This is a genomic window from Paenisporosarcina quisquiliarum (assembly GCF_043641925.1).
GTDB lineage: Bacteria > Bacillota > Bacilli > Bacillales_A > Planococcaceae > Paenisporosarcina > Paenisporosarcina quisquiliarum_A.
The window spans coordinates 99,257-116,266 of record NZ_JBHZRU010000001.1 but is presented as its reverse complement, the minus strand read 5'-3'; the positions used below and the strand labels follow the sequence as shown (position 1 = coordinate 116,266).

Below are 17,010 nucleotides of genomic sequence, written 5' to 3'. Positions count from 1 at the left end.
CTCTTTTCATGTCACTTACATAATAGAAGATGGATTTAAGTCAACATATAATGTGATTCCTTTTTTAATCCATTCCGTTCGGTAAATTTTAATTAGTTGTTGCATGATTTCTGGCAAGTTCGGTTCTTTTTTGTATTTTACCAAACATTGATAGCGATATCTATTTTGCACACGGCTAATCGTTGCTGCTGATGGACCTATAATTTCAGCTTCAATCGATAAATGCTCCTTTAACCAATTAGCCGCTTTGTGAGCATATTCAGCTGTCATTAAGACATCTTCGTGTGTCACTTGAATCATTGCGACATAAGTAAATGGTGGATACGCAAACTGTTTTCTCAGTCGCATTTCTTGATTGTAAAAAGAAACATAATCGTGATTTTGTGCAAAGAGAATTGCATAGTGTTCAGGCGTATATGTCTGTACGATAACTTCACCCTTTTTATCATGGCGGCCAGCACGTCCACTAACTTGGGTCAGCAGTTGGAACGTTTTTTCAGCAGCTCGAAAATCTGCTAAATGCAAAGTTGTATCTGCTGAAAGTACACCAACCAAAGTAATGTTCGGGAAATCCAAACCTTTGGCTATCATTTGAGTGCCGAGTAAAATATCAGCCTTGCCTTCTCCAAATTGTTGGAGAATGGATTCATGAGAGCCTTTTTTTCTGGTCGTATCCACATCCATTCGCAACACTCGGGCTTCCGGAAAAAGTTTAGCGATTTCTTCTTCAACCTTTTGTGTACCAGTACCAAAGAATCGAATATGTTCACTTTCACATTCTGGACATGTCGACGGAACATGTTTTTCATCTCCACAGTAGTGGCATTTTATAATTTCTTGATACCGGTGATAAGTCATGGATATATCGCAATTGCTACACTCAATTACTGTCCCGCAATCACGACAAAGTACAAATGACGAATGACCTCTGCGGTTTAAAAACAGCACCATCTGCTCTTTTTTATCCAGTCGAACTCGTATCGCCTCTGCTAATTCTAAAGAGAACATAGATCGATTTCCGTTCTTTAATTGTTCTCGCATATCAATAATCGCCACTTCAGGTAAGGGTTGCTCCTTTGGTCGATTTGCAAGTGTTAGTAAAGAGTAATTCCCCTTCTTAGCGCGAGCGTACGATTCCAATGATGGAGTTGCACTACCTAATATAATTGGACAACCATGGTATTGACCTCTCCATATCGCAACGTCACGAGCATGGTATCGAGGAGAATCATCTTGTTTATAGGTACCTTCATGTTCTTCATCTAAAATAATTAAACCAAGTTTCGTAAACGGTGCAAATATAGCAGACCTTGCTCCAACGACGACTTTCACTTCGCCACGTTTAATCTTTCGCCACTCATCATACTTTTCACCAGCTGACAATCCACTGTGTAAAACCGCAACAAGTGCACCAAATCGCTCTTTAAACCGGTTCGTCATTTGAGGTGTCAATGAAATCTCAGGTACTAAAACAATCGCTTCTTTGTCATCTTGTAAGGCTCGATCAATCGCTTGTAAATACACTTCTGTTTTGCCACTACCCGTTATTCCATGCAGAAGAAATGTTTTAGAAAGTCCCTGTTCATATGCTGCAACCACTTCATTTAAAGCAAATTGCTGTTCAGTAGTTAAATTAAGTTTAGTTGAGTGCTCCATCGTGCGAGCTGCGTAAGGATCTCGATAAATTTCCTCAGTTGTAAGAGATGCGACTCCACGTTCTATAACACTTTGCAATACGGCGTTTGTAGTGTTCGCTTCTTTTATTAACTCAGATGCTTGAAAAGCCTTCCCAGGACATTGCGTCATCCACAGTACTAGTTCCTTTTGTTTTTTTGCTTGAGGTGAAAGCTCGTCCAAAATTTTATTTAGAAAGCTTAAATCATCCGAAATATGAACCATTCTCACTTTTTTAATGGTGGTGTTTTGCTTAACCTTTGTTTCTAGAACAAGCGCATTATTTTTTATGAATTTTTTAATAAGTGCAAGTGTTGCTTTGGAGGTGTTAGATGGTATTTCAACTTGTTCATTTCCTTGAAAAAGTTCATTTAATTCATTTGGCAATGGGATTGAAAGATTAACATATCGAATGATTTTTTCATATTTGGCTCTTAAAGCAGCAGGTAACATGACTTGCAATGCATCAATTTCATAACACAAAGTTTCCCGCTTCATCCATTTCGAAAGAGCAATCATTTCTTCCGAAAAGACAGGTTCAATATCTAATAACTCATGAATTTCTTTTTGTTTATCCTCAGGGACATCCGTATCTAATTTGACATTCATCACGAAACCTAAAACAGACCGATTTCCAAAAGGAACTTTCACTCGACTTCCACTTTCAATTAGTGGCTGTAAATCTTGCGGAACTGCGTAATCAAACGGACGATCAATCGGATAGGCAGAAACATCCACGATGACTTCAGCGAACATGATTCATTCTCGTTTCATTCTCTAAAATGGTTAGCAATAATTTTGTAGCTAATTCTTTCTTCGGCATGTTGGCAAAAGGTTTTTGAAACTCGTGTTTCCCAATTAATAAAACAGTATTCGTATCTGTTCCAAATCCACTGTCCGATTGTGTCACATCGTTCGCGACAATATAGTCCGCATTTTTTCTGGACAGCTTGTCTTTTGCATAAACTTCTAAATCGTTTGTTTCTGCAGCAAATCCTATAAGTAACTGACGAGTCTTATGTTGACCTAAAGTCCATAAAATATCAGTCGTTCTTTCTAATTCTAATGAAGCATCTCCAGCTTGTTTTTTCATTTTCTGCTTATGTAAAACTTTAGGACGGTAGTCGGCAACTGCAGCTGTTTTAATTACAATATCCGCATCTTCAAAACGACTGAGAACAGCTTCTAACATTTGTTCAGCACTTTCTACTTCTATTACCGTCACACCTCGTGGTTTCTCTAAAGATACTGGACCGGAAACCAGGATCGTTTCTGCACCTAGTTTTGCTGCTGCTTCTGCAAGGGCATAACCCATTTTCCCAGAAGAAAAATTCGTTAAAAATCGTACAGGATCAATACGTTCTCTTGTTGGACCTGCAGAGATGACGACTTTCTTTCCTTCGAGTGGTAAGTTCTTTGGCTGAAAATATTGCTCAACTAACTGAACAATTTTTTCAGGTTCTTCTAGTCGGCCTTTCCCAACATATCCGCATGCCAAAAACCCTTCCGATGGTTCAATAAATTCATATCTATCCGATGCTAACGTTGCAATATTGCGTTTAACAGCGGGATGGTCATACATATGTACATTCATGGCAGGAGCAATCCACACTTTTGCAGTAGTAGCAAGAAGTGTTGTGGTCACCATATCGTCTCCGATTCCATTTGCTAATTTACCAATTACATTTGCTGTTGCAGGGGCAACAATGACTAAATCAGCCCAATCGGCTAAATCAATATGAGCGATCACATTTGAATTTTTTTCATCAAATGTATCTGTAAAAACATCATTTTTTGACATCACTTGAAAACTTAGTGGTTGAACAAATTTGGTCGCAGAATCTGTCATGATCACTTTTACTTCTGCTCCTGCTTGTGAGAGTTTGCTGACCAGAGCTACTGCTTTATAAACAGCGATTCCCCCGGAGACACAGAGTAAGATTTTTTTGTTAGAAAGCATGCTACTCTTCCTTTCTGAAACAACAAACTCCCAAAGCATCTATCATGTCTAAGGGAGTTTTCATTGTGTAATAATGGATTTAAATTTCGTCTTCGTAAATTGTTCCTTCATCTTGAACTTCTTTAACTAGTGCACCGGCAGCAACTTCTTCAAGCGCTTTACCAACATACTTTTCTGACTGATAAGAGTCTAAGCGTAATCCGCCCTCTTCTTGCATTTGACGAGCACGTTTTGAAGCTAAGCTTACTAATTGATATTTTGAATCAATTTTACTTTTTAATGAATCAACTGATGGATATAACATTAAGATTCCCCTTCCAACATAGATAAATATCTTTTTTCAACGCGTTCTCTTCGGCAATGTTCTGCCGTAACAATTGCATTTACACGATCACATGCGAATTGAACTTCATCATTCTCAACAACATAATCGTATAAATTCATCATTTCTAATTCTTGTCTTGCAGCACTTATGCGTGAAGCAATTACATCATCTGTTTCAGTCCCTCGTCCAACAAGACGTTGTTCGAGCGCAGAAAAGCTCGGAGGTGCAAGGAAAATAAACAACCCATCAGGAACTTTAGCTCGCACCTGGGATGCTCCTTGTACTTCAATTTCTAAAAAGACATCTCGACCAGCGTCTAATGTGGCGTTCACATAATCAAGTGGTGTTCCATAATAATTCCCCACGTAAGAAGCGTACTCAAGTAAGCGGCCTTCACCGATTAATTGTTCGAACTCTTCATGAGATTTGAAAAAGTAATCAACACCATCGATTTCACCTTCACGAGGTTTCCGAGTCGTCATCGAAATTGAATATTCATAATTGGTATCAGGCTGCGAAAACAATTCTTTTCGCACAGTTCCCTTCCCAACACCAGATGGTCCTGAAAGGACGATTAATAATCCACGTTCTTTTCGCATTCAATCCCTCTTTTTATCTAGTCGGTATACTCCATCATTCTAGCAGTGATCGTTTCATTATTTACAGCCGACAAAACGACATGTTCACTATCCATGACAAAGATTGTACGTGTTTTTTTTCCATAAGTTGCATCAATCAGAAAGCCTTTATCTCTTGCATCTTGAACGAGCCTTTTAACTGGCGCAGATTCAGGACTTAAAATGGAAATGATTCGATTTACGGCAACGACACTTCCATTCCCGATATTCATGAATTTGGCAATTGACAAGGTGGTTCCTCCTGAAAGACTTGATTCTTTCTGTTACACACACTTAGGCAATTATATCACATTTCCTCTAGAAAATGATAAGATAGAGCAAAACGTTTTGAAAGAGGTATCTTATGGCTTTTGATGGTTTATTCACAAAATCAATGACAAACGAACTACAACAACTTGTTTCGGGTCGAATTTCAAAAATTCATCAGCCGAATTCACAAGAAATTGTATTCCATATACGCGCCGGTGGAAAGAATCACCGCTTGCTCATTTCTATTCACCCTTCTTATTCAAGAATTCAACTTACAAATGAAACGATAGAGAATCCATCTGAACCTCCTATGTTTTGCATGTTACTTCGCAAGCATTTAGAAGGTGGTTTCGTTTCTTCCGTTACACAACTTGGAATGGACAGAGTAATCATCCTCCGTATCGAAGGTAAAAATGAAATTGGGGATGACATGGTCCGTGAACTACATGTCGAAATTATGGGCAGACATAGTAATGTCATTCTCGTGGATCCATCTCGAACACTTATCCTAGATAGCTTGAAACACTTGTCACCATCCGTGAATAGTTATCGAACGATTTTACCTGGTCAACCTCATATCGTGCCACCGGCTCAAGATAAAAAGGATCCATTTAATATAACTGAAGACGAATTACTTACTATTTTAAATGAAGAAGACATTGCTAAAAGTATTCTTCAACAAATTGCGGGATTTTCGCCACTACATGCAAACGAATTAGCTTATCGAATAGCTAATGATAAGGAAAAACCGTTCACAGTATTTACGACGTTTCTTAATGAATTCTCTCAAAAAAACCAAGTGAATTCATATTTTGAAAATGGCAATAAAACATTCTTCTCTAGCATTCAACTGCAACATTTAGAAGGAGAAGGTTCACAATTCAACACACTCGGAGAACTTCTGGATAAGGTTTATTTCGCTCGAGCAGATCGAGATCGAGTGAAGCAACAAGCAGGCGACTTAGAACGTTGGTTGCAGAATGAAATCGACAAATTAAAATTAAAGATGAAGAAATTATCGAAAGAAAAAGCACAAGCTGAAAAACTAGAAACTTTCCAATTATACGGAGAGCTACTAATGGCACATTTGTATCAATTAGAAAAAGGTCAAACAGAAGCACAAATCGTAAATTATTATGATGAGGATGGAGCGACCGTAACGATTCCATTGAATCCTAGAAAGACCCCTGTTGAAAATGCCCAAGCCTTCTACACAAGATACAATAAAGCAAAAACTGCCCTGATTAAAACGCAACAACAAATGGACAAGACGAAAGACGATATTGATTACTTAGAAATGCTCCAACAACAAGTCATGCAAGCATCTCCAAATGATATTGAAGAAATACGGGAAGAGCTGGCTGAGCAAGGTTGGATGAAAGCCCGCATTTTGAAAAAGAAAAAGAAAATCGTCAAACCGACACCTGAAGCCTTTGTTTCAAGTACAGGTTTACCCATTTCTGTTGGGAAAAATAATAAGCAAAATGACTATGTCACATTTAAGCTGTCAAACAAATCACATCTTTGGTTCCATACAAAAGACATTCCAGGTTCACATGTTGTTATTCACGACGTTGAACCTGATGAAGCATCTATATTGGAAGCGGCTAATTTAGCTGCTTATTATAGTAAAGCACGTGAGTCTTCTTCAGTGCCTGTCGACTATACCGAGATTCGTCATGTAAAAAAACCAAACGGGTCTAAGCCAGGCTTTGTCATATATTTTGAACAAAAAACCGTGTTTGTAACTCCGAGTGAAGATATGGTGAGGAAGTTACGTAAGTAATTTATGTTTTATAAGCAATGATTTTTGTGCGCTCTATAAATGAGCTTTTGAAATTATATAACGAAACTTAAAAAGCATGACGAAGTGAAACATAACTTCATCATGCTTTTTCGAATGGAAAATTCTAATGAATGATTTAGTAAAGTATGTAATCGTTATTTTCTAAATATATTTACTGGTTTCGCTTCAGGTGGACGCTTTCCGCGGGCGGTCCGTGAGCCTCCTCACTTGCTCCTGCGATTACTCGTCGCAAATACAAAAACATTCGCTACGCTCACTGCGGGGTCTCACCTGGACCCGCTAATCCCGTCGGAGTCGCCACCTTCCGCTACACTAACTAGAACCTCGAAGAAAATAAATCACAAGTTTTTTGATACGAATTTTAAGGTTAGTGCTCATCGATACTATGTAATAGAAATATTAAAATCATTTAAGTAACCTTCTCTTAAAAAGGATATTTCAAATTAAGTCGTACCTTTCAGTTCTTAATTACTTACTCCTTTCTTGCTTTATTTCAATACTCTTCTAAGAATTTCTAATGTATTTTCGAAAAATGCACTGAATTTAAAAGTTTTAAAAGTTCCTACAACATAGTCATATAGCTATTTCCACTATGACAACGTAGTGATTTCTTTAATATTTTTGCTGATTGAAATGGAGGAGGTGACTCCGAGAGGATCAGCGCGAACTGAAGACCCTGGACTGAGCATCGCGAAGGAAGCGGCTGAAGTCGCGCCCTCCGGAAAGCGTCCTCCACAATGAAAATCAGCACACTCTATTTAGATAACATACAAATAATTAAAAAAGATAGAGAGATCAGATATTAGTCTAATCTCTCCATCCTTTTCTATAGCTGTGCTGCCTTTAGTTTTTCGTGCCATTCATTGAGTTGAGGCTTGTCTTCATCACTAATTTTCTTTTCAAGAGTCGCGACTTCGATTAATGCATCAAAATTTGTAAGACTGACATACGGAATGCCTTGCTCATCAAACATGTCGTCTGCACGTTTTAAATGATATGTAAAAATACACACGACGCCTAAAACCTCGCATCCTTGTTCTCTTAAAGCCTTCACCGCTTCAATACTACTTCCACCTGTAGATATTAAATCTTCAATTACAACAACTTTTTGACCCTTAGATAATTTACCTTCAATTTGATTCCCTCGACCATGTTCTTTGGCTTTTGAACGTACATAGACCATTGGCAAGTTCAACACATCACTTACCCAAGCGGCATGAGGGATACCTGCTGTTGCTGTACCTGCAACTACTTCTGTTTCAGGGAAAGCATCTTCTATACTTCTTGCCAATGCCGCTGCGATTTGTTTTCTCACGACTGGACTCGACATGGTTAACCGATTATCACAATAAATAGGTGATTTTATTCCTGAAGCCCATGTAAAAGGATCGTTTGGGCGTAACTCTACCGCTCCAATTGATAATAAGGCATGTGCGATTTCATGTTGTTGACTTTTCATTATTTAACCTCCCATAATCGTTTGACGATCTCGTAAGTTTCAACTGGATTTGCCGATTGTGTAATGGCGCGTCCAACTACTATTAATGATGAGCCTGCATTTCTTGCTCCATCTGGCGTCGCTATTCGCGTCTGATCGTGCGTATCTCCGCCTTCTAATCGAATACCTGGAGTTACGCAAAGAAAATCTTCGCCACATACTTGTTTAATAGATGATGCTTCTAGCACCGAGCAAACTACGCCATCTAATCGAGCTTGTTTCGCTAATTCCGAATAGTTCAGAACCGATTCTTTTAGTGAAAGGTTTATTTTTTGTTCATTTCTTACTTGTTGTTCAGACGTTGAAGTTAATTGAGTTACCCCAATAATTTGCGGACGTCTCATACCAGCTGGGGTGCCTTCTTCTAATCCTTCAACTGCAGATTCCATCATTTTCAAACCACCTGCTGCATGGACATTGACTAGATCCGCACCAAGTTGTGCTAATCCGCGCATTGCCGATTTCACTGTATTCGGAATGTCATGTAGTTTTAAGTCTAAAAAGACATCATGCCCTTGCTCTTTTAGTTCTGTAACAATGGATGGACCTACTTGTAAATAAAGCTCCATACCAACTTTCACAAAAAGTTTTTCGTTAAAGCTCGATAAAAATTGTTGGACTTCTTCTTTGGTTGAAAAGTCTAATGCAATAATAGGAGTTTGATTCATCGATGACTCCTCCCTGTAAGTTCAGTTACATGTTTATATCCTAACCAATCTAATTTCTCTGGTAATTGATCGATTATGTTTGGACATACGAAGGGATCCACGAAATTTGCTGTTCCTACTGCGACAGCACTTGCGCCTGCTGACATAAAATCAATCACATCATCCACTGTTGTAATGCCTCCCATTCCGATAATCGGAATAGACACTTGTTTTGCGACTTCATACACCATTCGAAGTGCAACTGGTTTTACTGCAGGTCCAGATAATCCCCCAGTGCCATTTGCAATGACTGGTTTGCCAGTTCTTGTGTCTAATCGCATGCCAATAAGCGTATTGATCATTGTTATTCCGTCGGCTCCAGCTGCTTCTACTGCTCGAGCAATTTCGCCTATATCCGTTACGTTAGGAGATAGTTTCACGTAGACTGGCACCTCAGAAACAGCTTTTACTGCCGCTGTTAGTTCAGCAGCAATTGCAGCATCAGTTCCAAAGGTAATTCCACCACATTTTACATTCGGACAAGAAATATTTAACTCGAGTGCTTTTACATTTTTTGATTTTGAAATGTATTTCGCAACTTCAACATAGTCTTCTGTCAAAGTACCCGCAACATTCGCGATAATGGGCACATCATACTGCTCGAGCCATGTAAGTTCTTCAGCTATTACTTTTTCTAAGCCTGGATTTTGAAGTCCTATGGCGTTTAACATGCCTGCCGCTGTTTCAGCAACTCGAGGAATCGGGTTTCCTAAGCGAGTTTCTAACGTTGTTGCTTTAATCATGATTGCTCCAAGTTTAGAAAGGTCGTATAATTTCGCATACTCTTTACCAAATCCAAAGCAACCAGAGGCTGGCATAATCGGATTTTTTAATGACAGTCCTGGTAATTCAACAGCTAAACGATTCATAATTGCACCACCCCTGCTGGAAATACGGGACCGTCAGAACAAACTTTTACGTAGTCTACTTCAACAGCTTCTGTCGTTTTACATACACAAGCAAAGCAAGCTCCTAAACCGCATCCCATTCTTTCTTCGTAGGATAAGAATCCTTTTGTATCAGGCAAGGCATTTTGCAAAGCTCCTAGCATTGCTGTTGGTCCACAAGCATAGTAGGTAGAAACTTCTTCTGCAATGGAATCCAATACGTTCGTGACGAAACCTTGATGTCCTAAACTTCCGTCAACCGTTACGATATGTGTTTCGCCTAATTCTCTAAATTCATTTTCATAAAAAACCACATCAGCTGATTGGAAACCAAGGATATGAATGGGTTTAACACCCACATCCACAAGTCTTTTTGATAATTCATATAAGGGAGGAACACCGATTCCTCCACCTATTAATAAAACATGTTCTCCATCACTCGCTTGATCGAGAGGAAATCCATTACCAAGTGGGCCAAGCACATCTACTTCTTGACCCGGTTTCGCTTGTGACAGAATAGTCGTCCCTCTTCCCTCAGCCCGATAAATCATGGTGAATTCAAGTGTTTCACGATCAATGGATGTAATGCTGATTGGACGTCTAAGCAATGGCTCGTAACTATCCGACACGCGAATGTGGACAAACTGTCCTGGATTTTTCATGTCATGAACTAACTGGCCAATCAGTGTTAATTCAAATATGTTATGAGCAATTTCTTTATGTTTAACAACGCGCATACGCTCTTGTCTGATCATGAAAGCACTCCTTGCTTCGGCATCTCTTCTGCTTGGAAGGTCATTGATTCAATTACGCGTAACATGGCTTCTGCCGTATCGAGAGAAGTGAAACAAGCAATGCCGTTTTCGACTGATTCTCGACGAATACGGAAACCATCACGCTCAGGCTGTTTCCCTTTCGTTAAGGTGTTAATAACGAACTGAGCTTCGCCTTTTTGAATATAGTCAAGAAGTGTTGGTCCTTCACTACCAATTTTATTTACTGTCGTTACAGGAATCCCTAATGCTTTTAGCTCACGCGCAGTACCTTCAGTAGCTAAAATATGATAGCCGATTGCTGTAAAGCGTTTTGCTAAAGCAGTTGCCTCTTCCTTATCCTTATCCGCGATTGTCATAAGAACTGAGCCATGATCTTTTATTTCTAAACCTGATGCAACTAAGCCTTTATATAGCGCTTTTTCTAGAGTAATATCTTTCCCCATTACTTCTCCAGTTGACTTCATTTCAGGTCCTAATGTAATATCCACTCTTCTCAACTTAGCAAAGCTGAAGACTGGCACTTTAACAAATACGCCAGCCGGTGATGGTGCGAGTCCATTTTGAATTCCTTGTTCCAGGAGGGATTGTCCTAAAATCGCTTTCGTCGCAATTTTCGCCATTGGGATATTTGTAATTTTGCTTAAGAATGGAACTGTGCGACTAGATCGAGGGTTTACCTCAATCACATACACTTCACCTTTTGAAATAACATATTGAATGTTCATTAATCCAATGATGTTCAAACCTCTAGCTAAACGTGTGGTGTAATCAACCAATGTGTTGATATGTTCCACTGATAGATTTTGTGGTGGATAGACTGCAATCGAGTCTCCAGAGTGAACTCCCGCTCGTTCAATATGTTCCATAATTCCTGGTATGCAAACATTCTCACCATCAGAAATTGCATCAACTTCAATTTCAATACCTGTTAAATAACGGTCAATTAATACGGGATGTTCCGGACTTGCTTGAACCGCATTTTCCATGTAATGAGCTAGTTCTTCTTGATTGTAAACAATTTGCATCGCGCGACCGCCCAATACATAGGAAGGTCGAACGAGTACGGGGTATCCAATTTCATTTCCAATAGCAACTGCTTCTTCTGCAGAAGTTGCCGTTTTACCCATTGGTTGAGGGATTCCGATTTCATGAAGTGCTTTTTCAAATTTGTTTCGATTTTCAGCTCGATCTAAATCTTCTAGAGTCGTTCCTAAAATTTTCACTCCACGTGCTTCTAATTTATCTGCTAAATTAATGGCTGTTTGACCGCCGAATTGTACAACCACACCTTTTGGTTTCTCTAAATCCACAATATGCATAACATCTTCAATGGTTAGTGGTTCAAAGTACAACTTGTCAGAAATTGAGAAGTCTGTTGAAACTGTTTCTGGATTGCTGTTGATGATAATCGCTTCATACCCGGCTTCTTTAATTGCCCATACCGAATGCACAGTAGCATAATCGAACTCAACACCTTGTCCAATTCGGATCGGGCCTGAACCTAAAACGATGACACTTTCTTTTTCTGTTCGAATCGACTCATTTTCATCTTCATAAGTTCCGTAAAAGTAAGGTGTTTCTGATTCGAATTCTGCTGCACATGTATCCACCATCTTAAAAACAGGGATTAAGTTTTGCTCTTTTCTCCAGTTATACACGTCTAATTCTTTCGTATTCCAATACTTTGCAATCGTTTTATCCGCAAAGCCCATTCGTTTCGCTTGTCGAGCAACCTCATAGTCATACGGATGTTCAGCAACCACTTTTTCGAATTGAACAATTTTTTGTAATTTATGCAGGAAGAATAAATCGATTTGACTCCATTCATGTATGGTCTCAATCGTAACGCCACGTCTTAATGCTTCCCCTATAAAGAATAGACGCTCATCCCCAGCTCGACGAATACGCTTTTCAATCCATTCATCAGTCATTGAATCAGCGTTTTTTAATTCCAAATGAAATTGATCTGTTTCTAGAGACCGTACCGCTTTTAATATAGATTCTTCAAACGTACGGCCAATCGCCATTACTTCACCTGTTGCCTTCATTTGTGTTCCTAAATTACGTTTTGCTGATTCGAATTTATCAAATGGCCAGCGCGGAATTTTCGTTACCACATAGTCAAGGGCAGGTTCAAAGCATGCGTACGTTTTACCTGTTACCGGATTCATCATTTCATCTAATGTAAGACCGACTGCAATTTTAGCTGCTAATTTCGCGATCGGATAACCCGTTGCTTTTGAAGCCAAAGCCGACGAACGACTTACACGTGGATTTACTTCAATGATGTAATAATTAAAGCTATGCGGATCGAGGGCAAGTTGGACATTACATCCACCTTCGATTTTCAATGCGCGAATGATCTTAAGTGAAACATTTCGAAGCATTTGGTATTCACGGTCAGATAAGGTTTGACTTGGTGCCACAACAATTGAATCGCCTGTATGAATCCCGACTGCATCCACGTTTTCCATGTTACAAACTACAATCGCGTTATCTTTAGAATCACGCATCACTTCGTATTCTATTTCTTTAAAACCAGCTATGGATTTTTCTAATAAACATTGTGTAACCGGGCTATATTTTAAACCACTTGTCACAGTTTCCACTAGCTCTTCATCATTATGACAAATACCTCCACCTGTTCCGCCAAGTGTGAATGCTGGACGAACGATAACTGGGTATCCGATTCGACTGACGAAATCATGAGCTTCTGCAAGATTATGGATGATGTCACTTTCAGGGACAGGTTCATTTAATTCGTTCATTAACGTTCTAAATAAATCTCGGTCTTCAGCTTTATGAATTGCTTCGAGTTTTGTTCCTAATATTTCAATATTTAATTCTTTCAAAATTCCGGACTCATCAAGTTCAATTGCCATGTTTAATCCTGTTTGTCCACCTAACGTAGGCAGCAAGGCATCAGGTCGTTCTTTTCGTAAGATTCGACTAACAAAATCTATAGTGATTGGTTCGATATACACTTTGTCTGCAATTTCTGTATCGGTCATGATCGTGGCAGGATTCGAGTTAATTAAAATAACGCGGTATCCTTCTTCTTTTAGCGCAAGACAAGCTTGTGTTCCTGCATAGTCAAACTCAGCAGCTTGACCAATAACAATTGGACCTGAACCGATAACAAGAATGGATTTAATATCGTGACGTTTAGGCATGATTTTTTTCCCCTTTCACGTGCGTATTCATGAGTTCAATGAATTGATCAAATAAATGATTTGAATCTTCCGGACCAGGTGAAGCTTCCGGATGATATTGTACGGTAAAGGCTGGTAAATCCAGATGTTTTAACCCTTCAACGGTTCCGTCATTTAAAGCGACATGTGTTACTTCTAATCTCGTTTTGACTAATGATTCTGGGTCCACTGTATAGCCATGGTTTTGCGATGTTAATTCTGTACGACCTGTTTTTAAATCTTTAACAGGATGATTCGCTCCTCGATGTCCGAATTTTAACTTAAAGGTGTCGCCACCGCTTGCTAGTGCAAATAATTGATGTCCTAAGCAAATACCGAAAACAGGAATCTTTCCTATTATTTCTTTTAGCATATTGATTGCTTCAGGCACATCTTTTGGATCTCCAGGTCCGTTAGATAACATAATCCCGTCAGGATAGATCGCCATAATTTCTTCAGCAGTCGTATTATAAGGAACCACTACCACATCACAATTCCGTTTATTTAATTCTCTTAAAATACCGTGTTTCATGCCAAAGTCCACTAAAACCACACGTTTTCCTCGTCCTGGACTTGGATATGGGCGTTTTGTTGAAACTTGTTTTACTTGGTCTGTTGGGAAAGTGGTTTGTTTTAACTTCGTAACTATTTCCTCCACGTTTACTTCAACACCAGCTTCAGTAAAGTACCCTTTTACTGAACCGAATTCACGAATGATTCGAGTTAGTTTTCGTGTATCTACACCTTGAATTCCGGGAATCTCTTTTAATAGGAATAGTTCATTTAATGATGCATCACTTCTAAAGTTTGAAGGCATATCAGCTAATTCTCGAACAACCATGCCTTTAATTGCTGGTTCAATGGATTCGAAGTCATCTCGATTAATACCATAGTTGCCGATAAGCGGGTAAGTCATCGTAACAATTTGTCCACAATAAGATGGGTCAGATAACGTTTCCTGGTAGCCTGTCATTCCGGTTGTAAAAACAACTTCCCCGGCACTCTCTTTTTCACTACCGAATGCTAATCCTGTAAATACGTCGCCTGTTTCTAAAATGAGACTTCTTTTCATCATCACTTCTCCTCCCAAACTATATTGCCTTCAAACATGGTCATTACTGGCCAGCCGATGCATGACCACTCCTTGAATGGTGTATTTGTTCCCTTTGAAAGAAACTTTTCTATCTCTATTTTTTGTTCTTTATTCAAATCAATGAAAACTAAATCTGCTGACTCACCCATATGCAAACGACCATATGGTAATCCAAACACATCTGCAGGTTTTTCAGTTAACCAAGCGATTAGTTGAGCAAGTGACCACTTCCCAGATTTTACGAAATGTGTGTACAGCAATGGAAATGCTGTTTCAAGACCCACAATTCCAAATGGTGCTTGCTCCATGCCATTTGCCTTTTCTTCAAACGTGTGAGGGGCATGATCTGTTGCTATAAAGTCTAATGTGCCGTCCTCTAATCCTTCTATTAAAGCTTGAAGATCCTCTTTTGCTCGAAGTGGTGGATTCATTTTCCACTGGGCGTCATTTGAAGGGATATCATCTTCACATAGTAGTAAATGATGCGGACTTACTTCAGCAGTAACTTTAACCCCAGCTTTTTTCGCATCTCTTATAACGCGAACCGATTCTTTCGTGCTCACGTGGCACACATGGTAATGCGCACCTGCTGCTTCAGCTAATAATATATCGCGAGCAATATGAACGGATTCGGCAATGGAAGGGATTCCTTTTAAGCCAAGTTCCTTATTTTTCTTTCCTTCGTGCATAACTCCTGCATAAATTAATGTATTGTCTTCACAATGGGCAACGATTGGCATATTGATTTTTGCAGCATCTTGCATCGCTTCATACATCATGCCAGCTTGTTGAACTCCTACACCGTCATCTGTAAAAGCAAATGCCCCAAGCTCTTTTAATGCTGCTAAATCTGTACGTTCTTTTCCAGCTTCGCGAATGGTGATGGATGCATATGGAAGTACGCGGATTTTAGCATTATTTTTAATTAATTCATTTACCTTTGTTAGGTTTTCTACTGTATCTGGAACTGGTCTTGTGTTTGGCATGGCACAAATCGTTGTATATCCACCTTTTGCTGCAGCTGCAGTACCCGTTTCAATTGTTTCTTTTTGTTCTCCGCCTGGTTCTCGTAAATGCACATGCACATCAATAAAGCCTGCAGAAACAAAATGACCTTTTCCATCGATGGTTTCATCTATGTCAGTCGTTGTTTTCGGATTGATTTCAATAATACGTCCTTGCTCAATTAATATGGAACCTGCTTGTAATTCTTGTTGTTCATTTAGTAATTGAATGTTTTGTATTAGTTTTCTCATTAAAATCTCTCCTTTAGTACTGATTCGAGTATCGCCATCCGGATAAAGACTCCGTTATGCATTTGTTTGAATATCCGAGATTTTTCACTTTCTACCAACTCACTCGCAATTTCTACATCTCGATTTACTGGTGCTGGATGCATGATAATTGCGGCAGGCTTTAATTGTTTATAGCGTTCGATCGTTAACCCATATTGTTCATGGTATTCATTTTTTGAAAATCCTTTAGCTGATTCATGTCGTTCATGTTGAACTCGTAGGAGCATGATAACATCAGCTTTAGGTAGGATCTGATCCCAACTAGATTCAGCTTGTATGTCACCTTGCCATTCTTTAGGACAAAGGAAAGTTACATTTGCGCCTAATTTCGTTAATGCTTGAGCATTCGATTTAGCGACTCGGCTGTGCGCAATGTCACCTACGATTGCCACTTCTAAACTATCAAATTTTCCAAACTCCTGTTTAATCGTATATAAATCTAGTAAGGATTGTGTTGGGTGCTGCCCCGAACCATCTCCACCATTTATTACGCCCAAATCTATTCCTGAACTTAATTGATGGTAATAGCCGTCTTCTTCATGTCGAATTATAACTGCATCTACTCCGATTGACTCTAACGTTTTAACTGTGTCATAAAGGGTTTCTCCCTTTTGTGTACTTGAAGTGCTTGCCTCAAACGGCAGAACATGTAATCCTAGTTTTCTTTCTGCCATTTCAAAGCTCATTTTTGTCCGTGTGCTTGGTTCAAAAAACAAATTTGCTACTGTAAATGTTCTCGTTAAATTAGGAGTTGCGTTATGCTCAAATTCCTCAGCGCGTTGTAGAATCGCATTAATTTCTTCTGGATGTAATTCGTTCATGCTTAATAAATTCTTCACTCGTTAGCCCCTCCTCTTTCATTGTCCCAAGTTCGTGTATTGCTCCAACTGAACGGTAAAATAAAAGCCTC

14 protein-coding genes are annotated in these 17,010 nt (G+C 39.2%); 1 reads left to right on the top strand and 13 read right to left on the bottom strand.

Annotated features, from left to right (window positions below):
• Positions 1-15: 15 nt before the first annotated feature.
• The 5 genes from priA to ACHUE4_RS00545 form a co-directional block, all read right to left on the bottom strand.
• Complete coding sequence (priA, locus tag ACHUE4_RS00565) at positions 16-2,430, bottom strand: primosomal protein N' (RefSeq protein ID WP_394187325.1); 2,415 nt, start codon at positions 2,428-2,430, stop codon at positions 16-18.
• Positions 2,420-3,634 carry a bifunctional phosphopantothenoylcysteine decarboxylase/phosphopantothenate--cysteine ligase CoaBC gene (gene coaBC / locus ACHUE4_RS00560; protein ID WP_394187324.1) on the bottom strand — a complete coding sequence of 405 codons (1,215 nt, stop codon included), beginning with the start codon at positions 3,632-3,634 and terminating at the stop codon, positions 2,420-2,422. The genes priA and coaBC overlap by 11 nt, the downstream gene beginning before the upstream one ends.
• Before the next feature lie 79 nt (positions 3,635-3,713).
• Complete coding sequence (gene rpoZ, locus ACHUE4_RS00555) at positions 3,714-3,938, bottom strand: DNA-directed RNA polymerase subunit omega (RefSeq protein WP_394187323.1); 225 nt, start codon at positions 3,936-3,938, stop codon at positions 3,714-3,716.
• On the bottom strand, positions 3,938-4,558 hold the full coding sequence (gene gmk / locus ACHUE4_RS00550; RefSeq protein WP_394187322.1) for a guanylate kinase: 621 nt from the start codon (positions 4,556-4,558) through the stop codon (positions 3,938-3,940). The genes rpoZ and gmk overlap by 1 nt, the downstream gene beginning before the upstream one ends.
• Positions 4,559-4,575: 17 nt before the next feature.
• On the bottom strand, positions 4,576-4,827 hold the full coding sequence (locus ACHUE4_RS00545; protein ID WP_394187321.1) for an extracellular matrix/biofilm biosynthesis regulator RemA family protein: 252 nt from the start codon (positions 4,825-4,827) through the stop codon (positions 4,576-4,578).
• Between the two features lie 113 nt (positions 4,828-4,940).
• On the opposite strand from ACHUE4_RS00545, the gene ACHUE4_RS00540 reads away from it, so the two are divergent.
• On the top strand, positions 4,941-6,632 hold the full coding sequence (locus tag ACHUE4_RS00540; protein ID WP_394187320.1) for an Rqc2 family fibronectin-binding protein: 1,692 nt from the start codon (positions 4,941-4,943) through the stop codon (positions 6,630-6,632).
• A gap of 847 nt (positions 6,633-7,479) precedes the next feature.
• On the opposite strand, the gene pyrE is transcribed toward ACHUE4_RS00540, so the two are convergent.
• From pyrE to ACHUE4_RS00500, 8 genes are read right to left on the bottom strand one after another with little or no spacing between them, the layout of a single operon-like run.
• Positions 7,480-8,112: an orotate phosphoribosyltransferase gene (gene pyrE / locus ACHUE4_RS00535; RefSeq protein WP_394187319.1), complete on the bottom strand. Its 633-nt coding sequence runs from the start codon at positions 8,110-8,112 to the stop codon at positions 7,480-7,482.
• A complete protein-coding gene (pyrF, locus tag ACHUE4_RS00530; RefSeq protein WP_394187318.1) occupies positions 8,112-8,819 on the bottom strand; it encodes an orotidine-5'-phosphate decarboxylase in 708 nt (235 codons plus the stop codon). The genes pyrE and pyrF overlap by 1 nt, the downstream gene beginning before the upstream one ends.
• Entirely contained in the window at positions 8,816-9,727 is a 912-nt protein-coding gene (locus ACHUE4_RS00525; protein WP_394187317.1) for a dihydroorotate dehydrogenase, read from the bottom strand. Before ACHUE4_RS00525 ends, pyrF begins: the two co-directional genes overlap by 4 nt.
• Positions 9,724-10,500 (bottom strand): dihydroorotate dehydrogenase electron transfer subunit, encoded by a 777-nt coding sequence (locus ACHUE4_RS00520; RefSeq protein ID WP_394187316.1) that lies wholly within the window; start codon positions 10,498-10,500, stop codon positions 9,724-9,726. The genes ACHUE4_RS00525 and ACHUE4_RS00520 overlap by 4 nt, the downstream gene beginning before the upstream one ends.
• Entirely contained in the window at positions 10,497-13,694 is a 3,198-nt protein-coding gene (gene carB / locus ACHUE4_RS00515) for a carbamoyl-phosphate synthase large subunit (protein ID WP_394187315.1), read from the bottom strand. The genes ACHUE4_RS00520 and carB overlap by 4 nt, the downstream gene beginning before the upstream one ends.
• Positions 13,687-14,787 carry a carbamoyl phosphate synthase small subunit gene (locus tag ACHUE4_RS00510; RefSeq protein WP_394187314.1) on the bottom strand — a complete coding sequence of 367 codons (1,101 nt, stop codon included), beginning with the start codon at positions 14,785-14,787 and terminating at the stop codon, positions 13,687-13,689. Before ACHUE4_RS00510 ends, carB begins: the two co-directional genes overlap by 8 nt.
• A complete protein-coding gene (locus ACHUE4_RS00505; protein WP_394187313.1) occupies positions 14,787-16,061 on the bottom strand; it encodes a dihydroorotase in 1,275 nt (424 codons plus the stop codon). Before ACHUE4_RS00505 ends, ACHUE4_RS00510 begins: the two co-directional genes overlap by 1 nt.
• Entirely contained in the window at positions 16,061-16,939 is an 879-nt protein-coding gene (locus tag ACHUE4_RS00500) for an aspartate carbamoyltransferase catalytic subunit (RefSeq protein ID WP_394187312.1), read from the bottom strand. The genes ACHUE4_RS00505 and ACHUE4_RS00500 overlap by 1 nt, the downstream gene beginning before the upstream one ends.
• Positions 16,940-17,010: the final 71 nt, after the last annotated feature.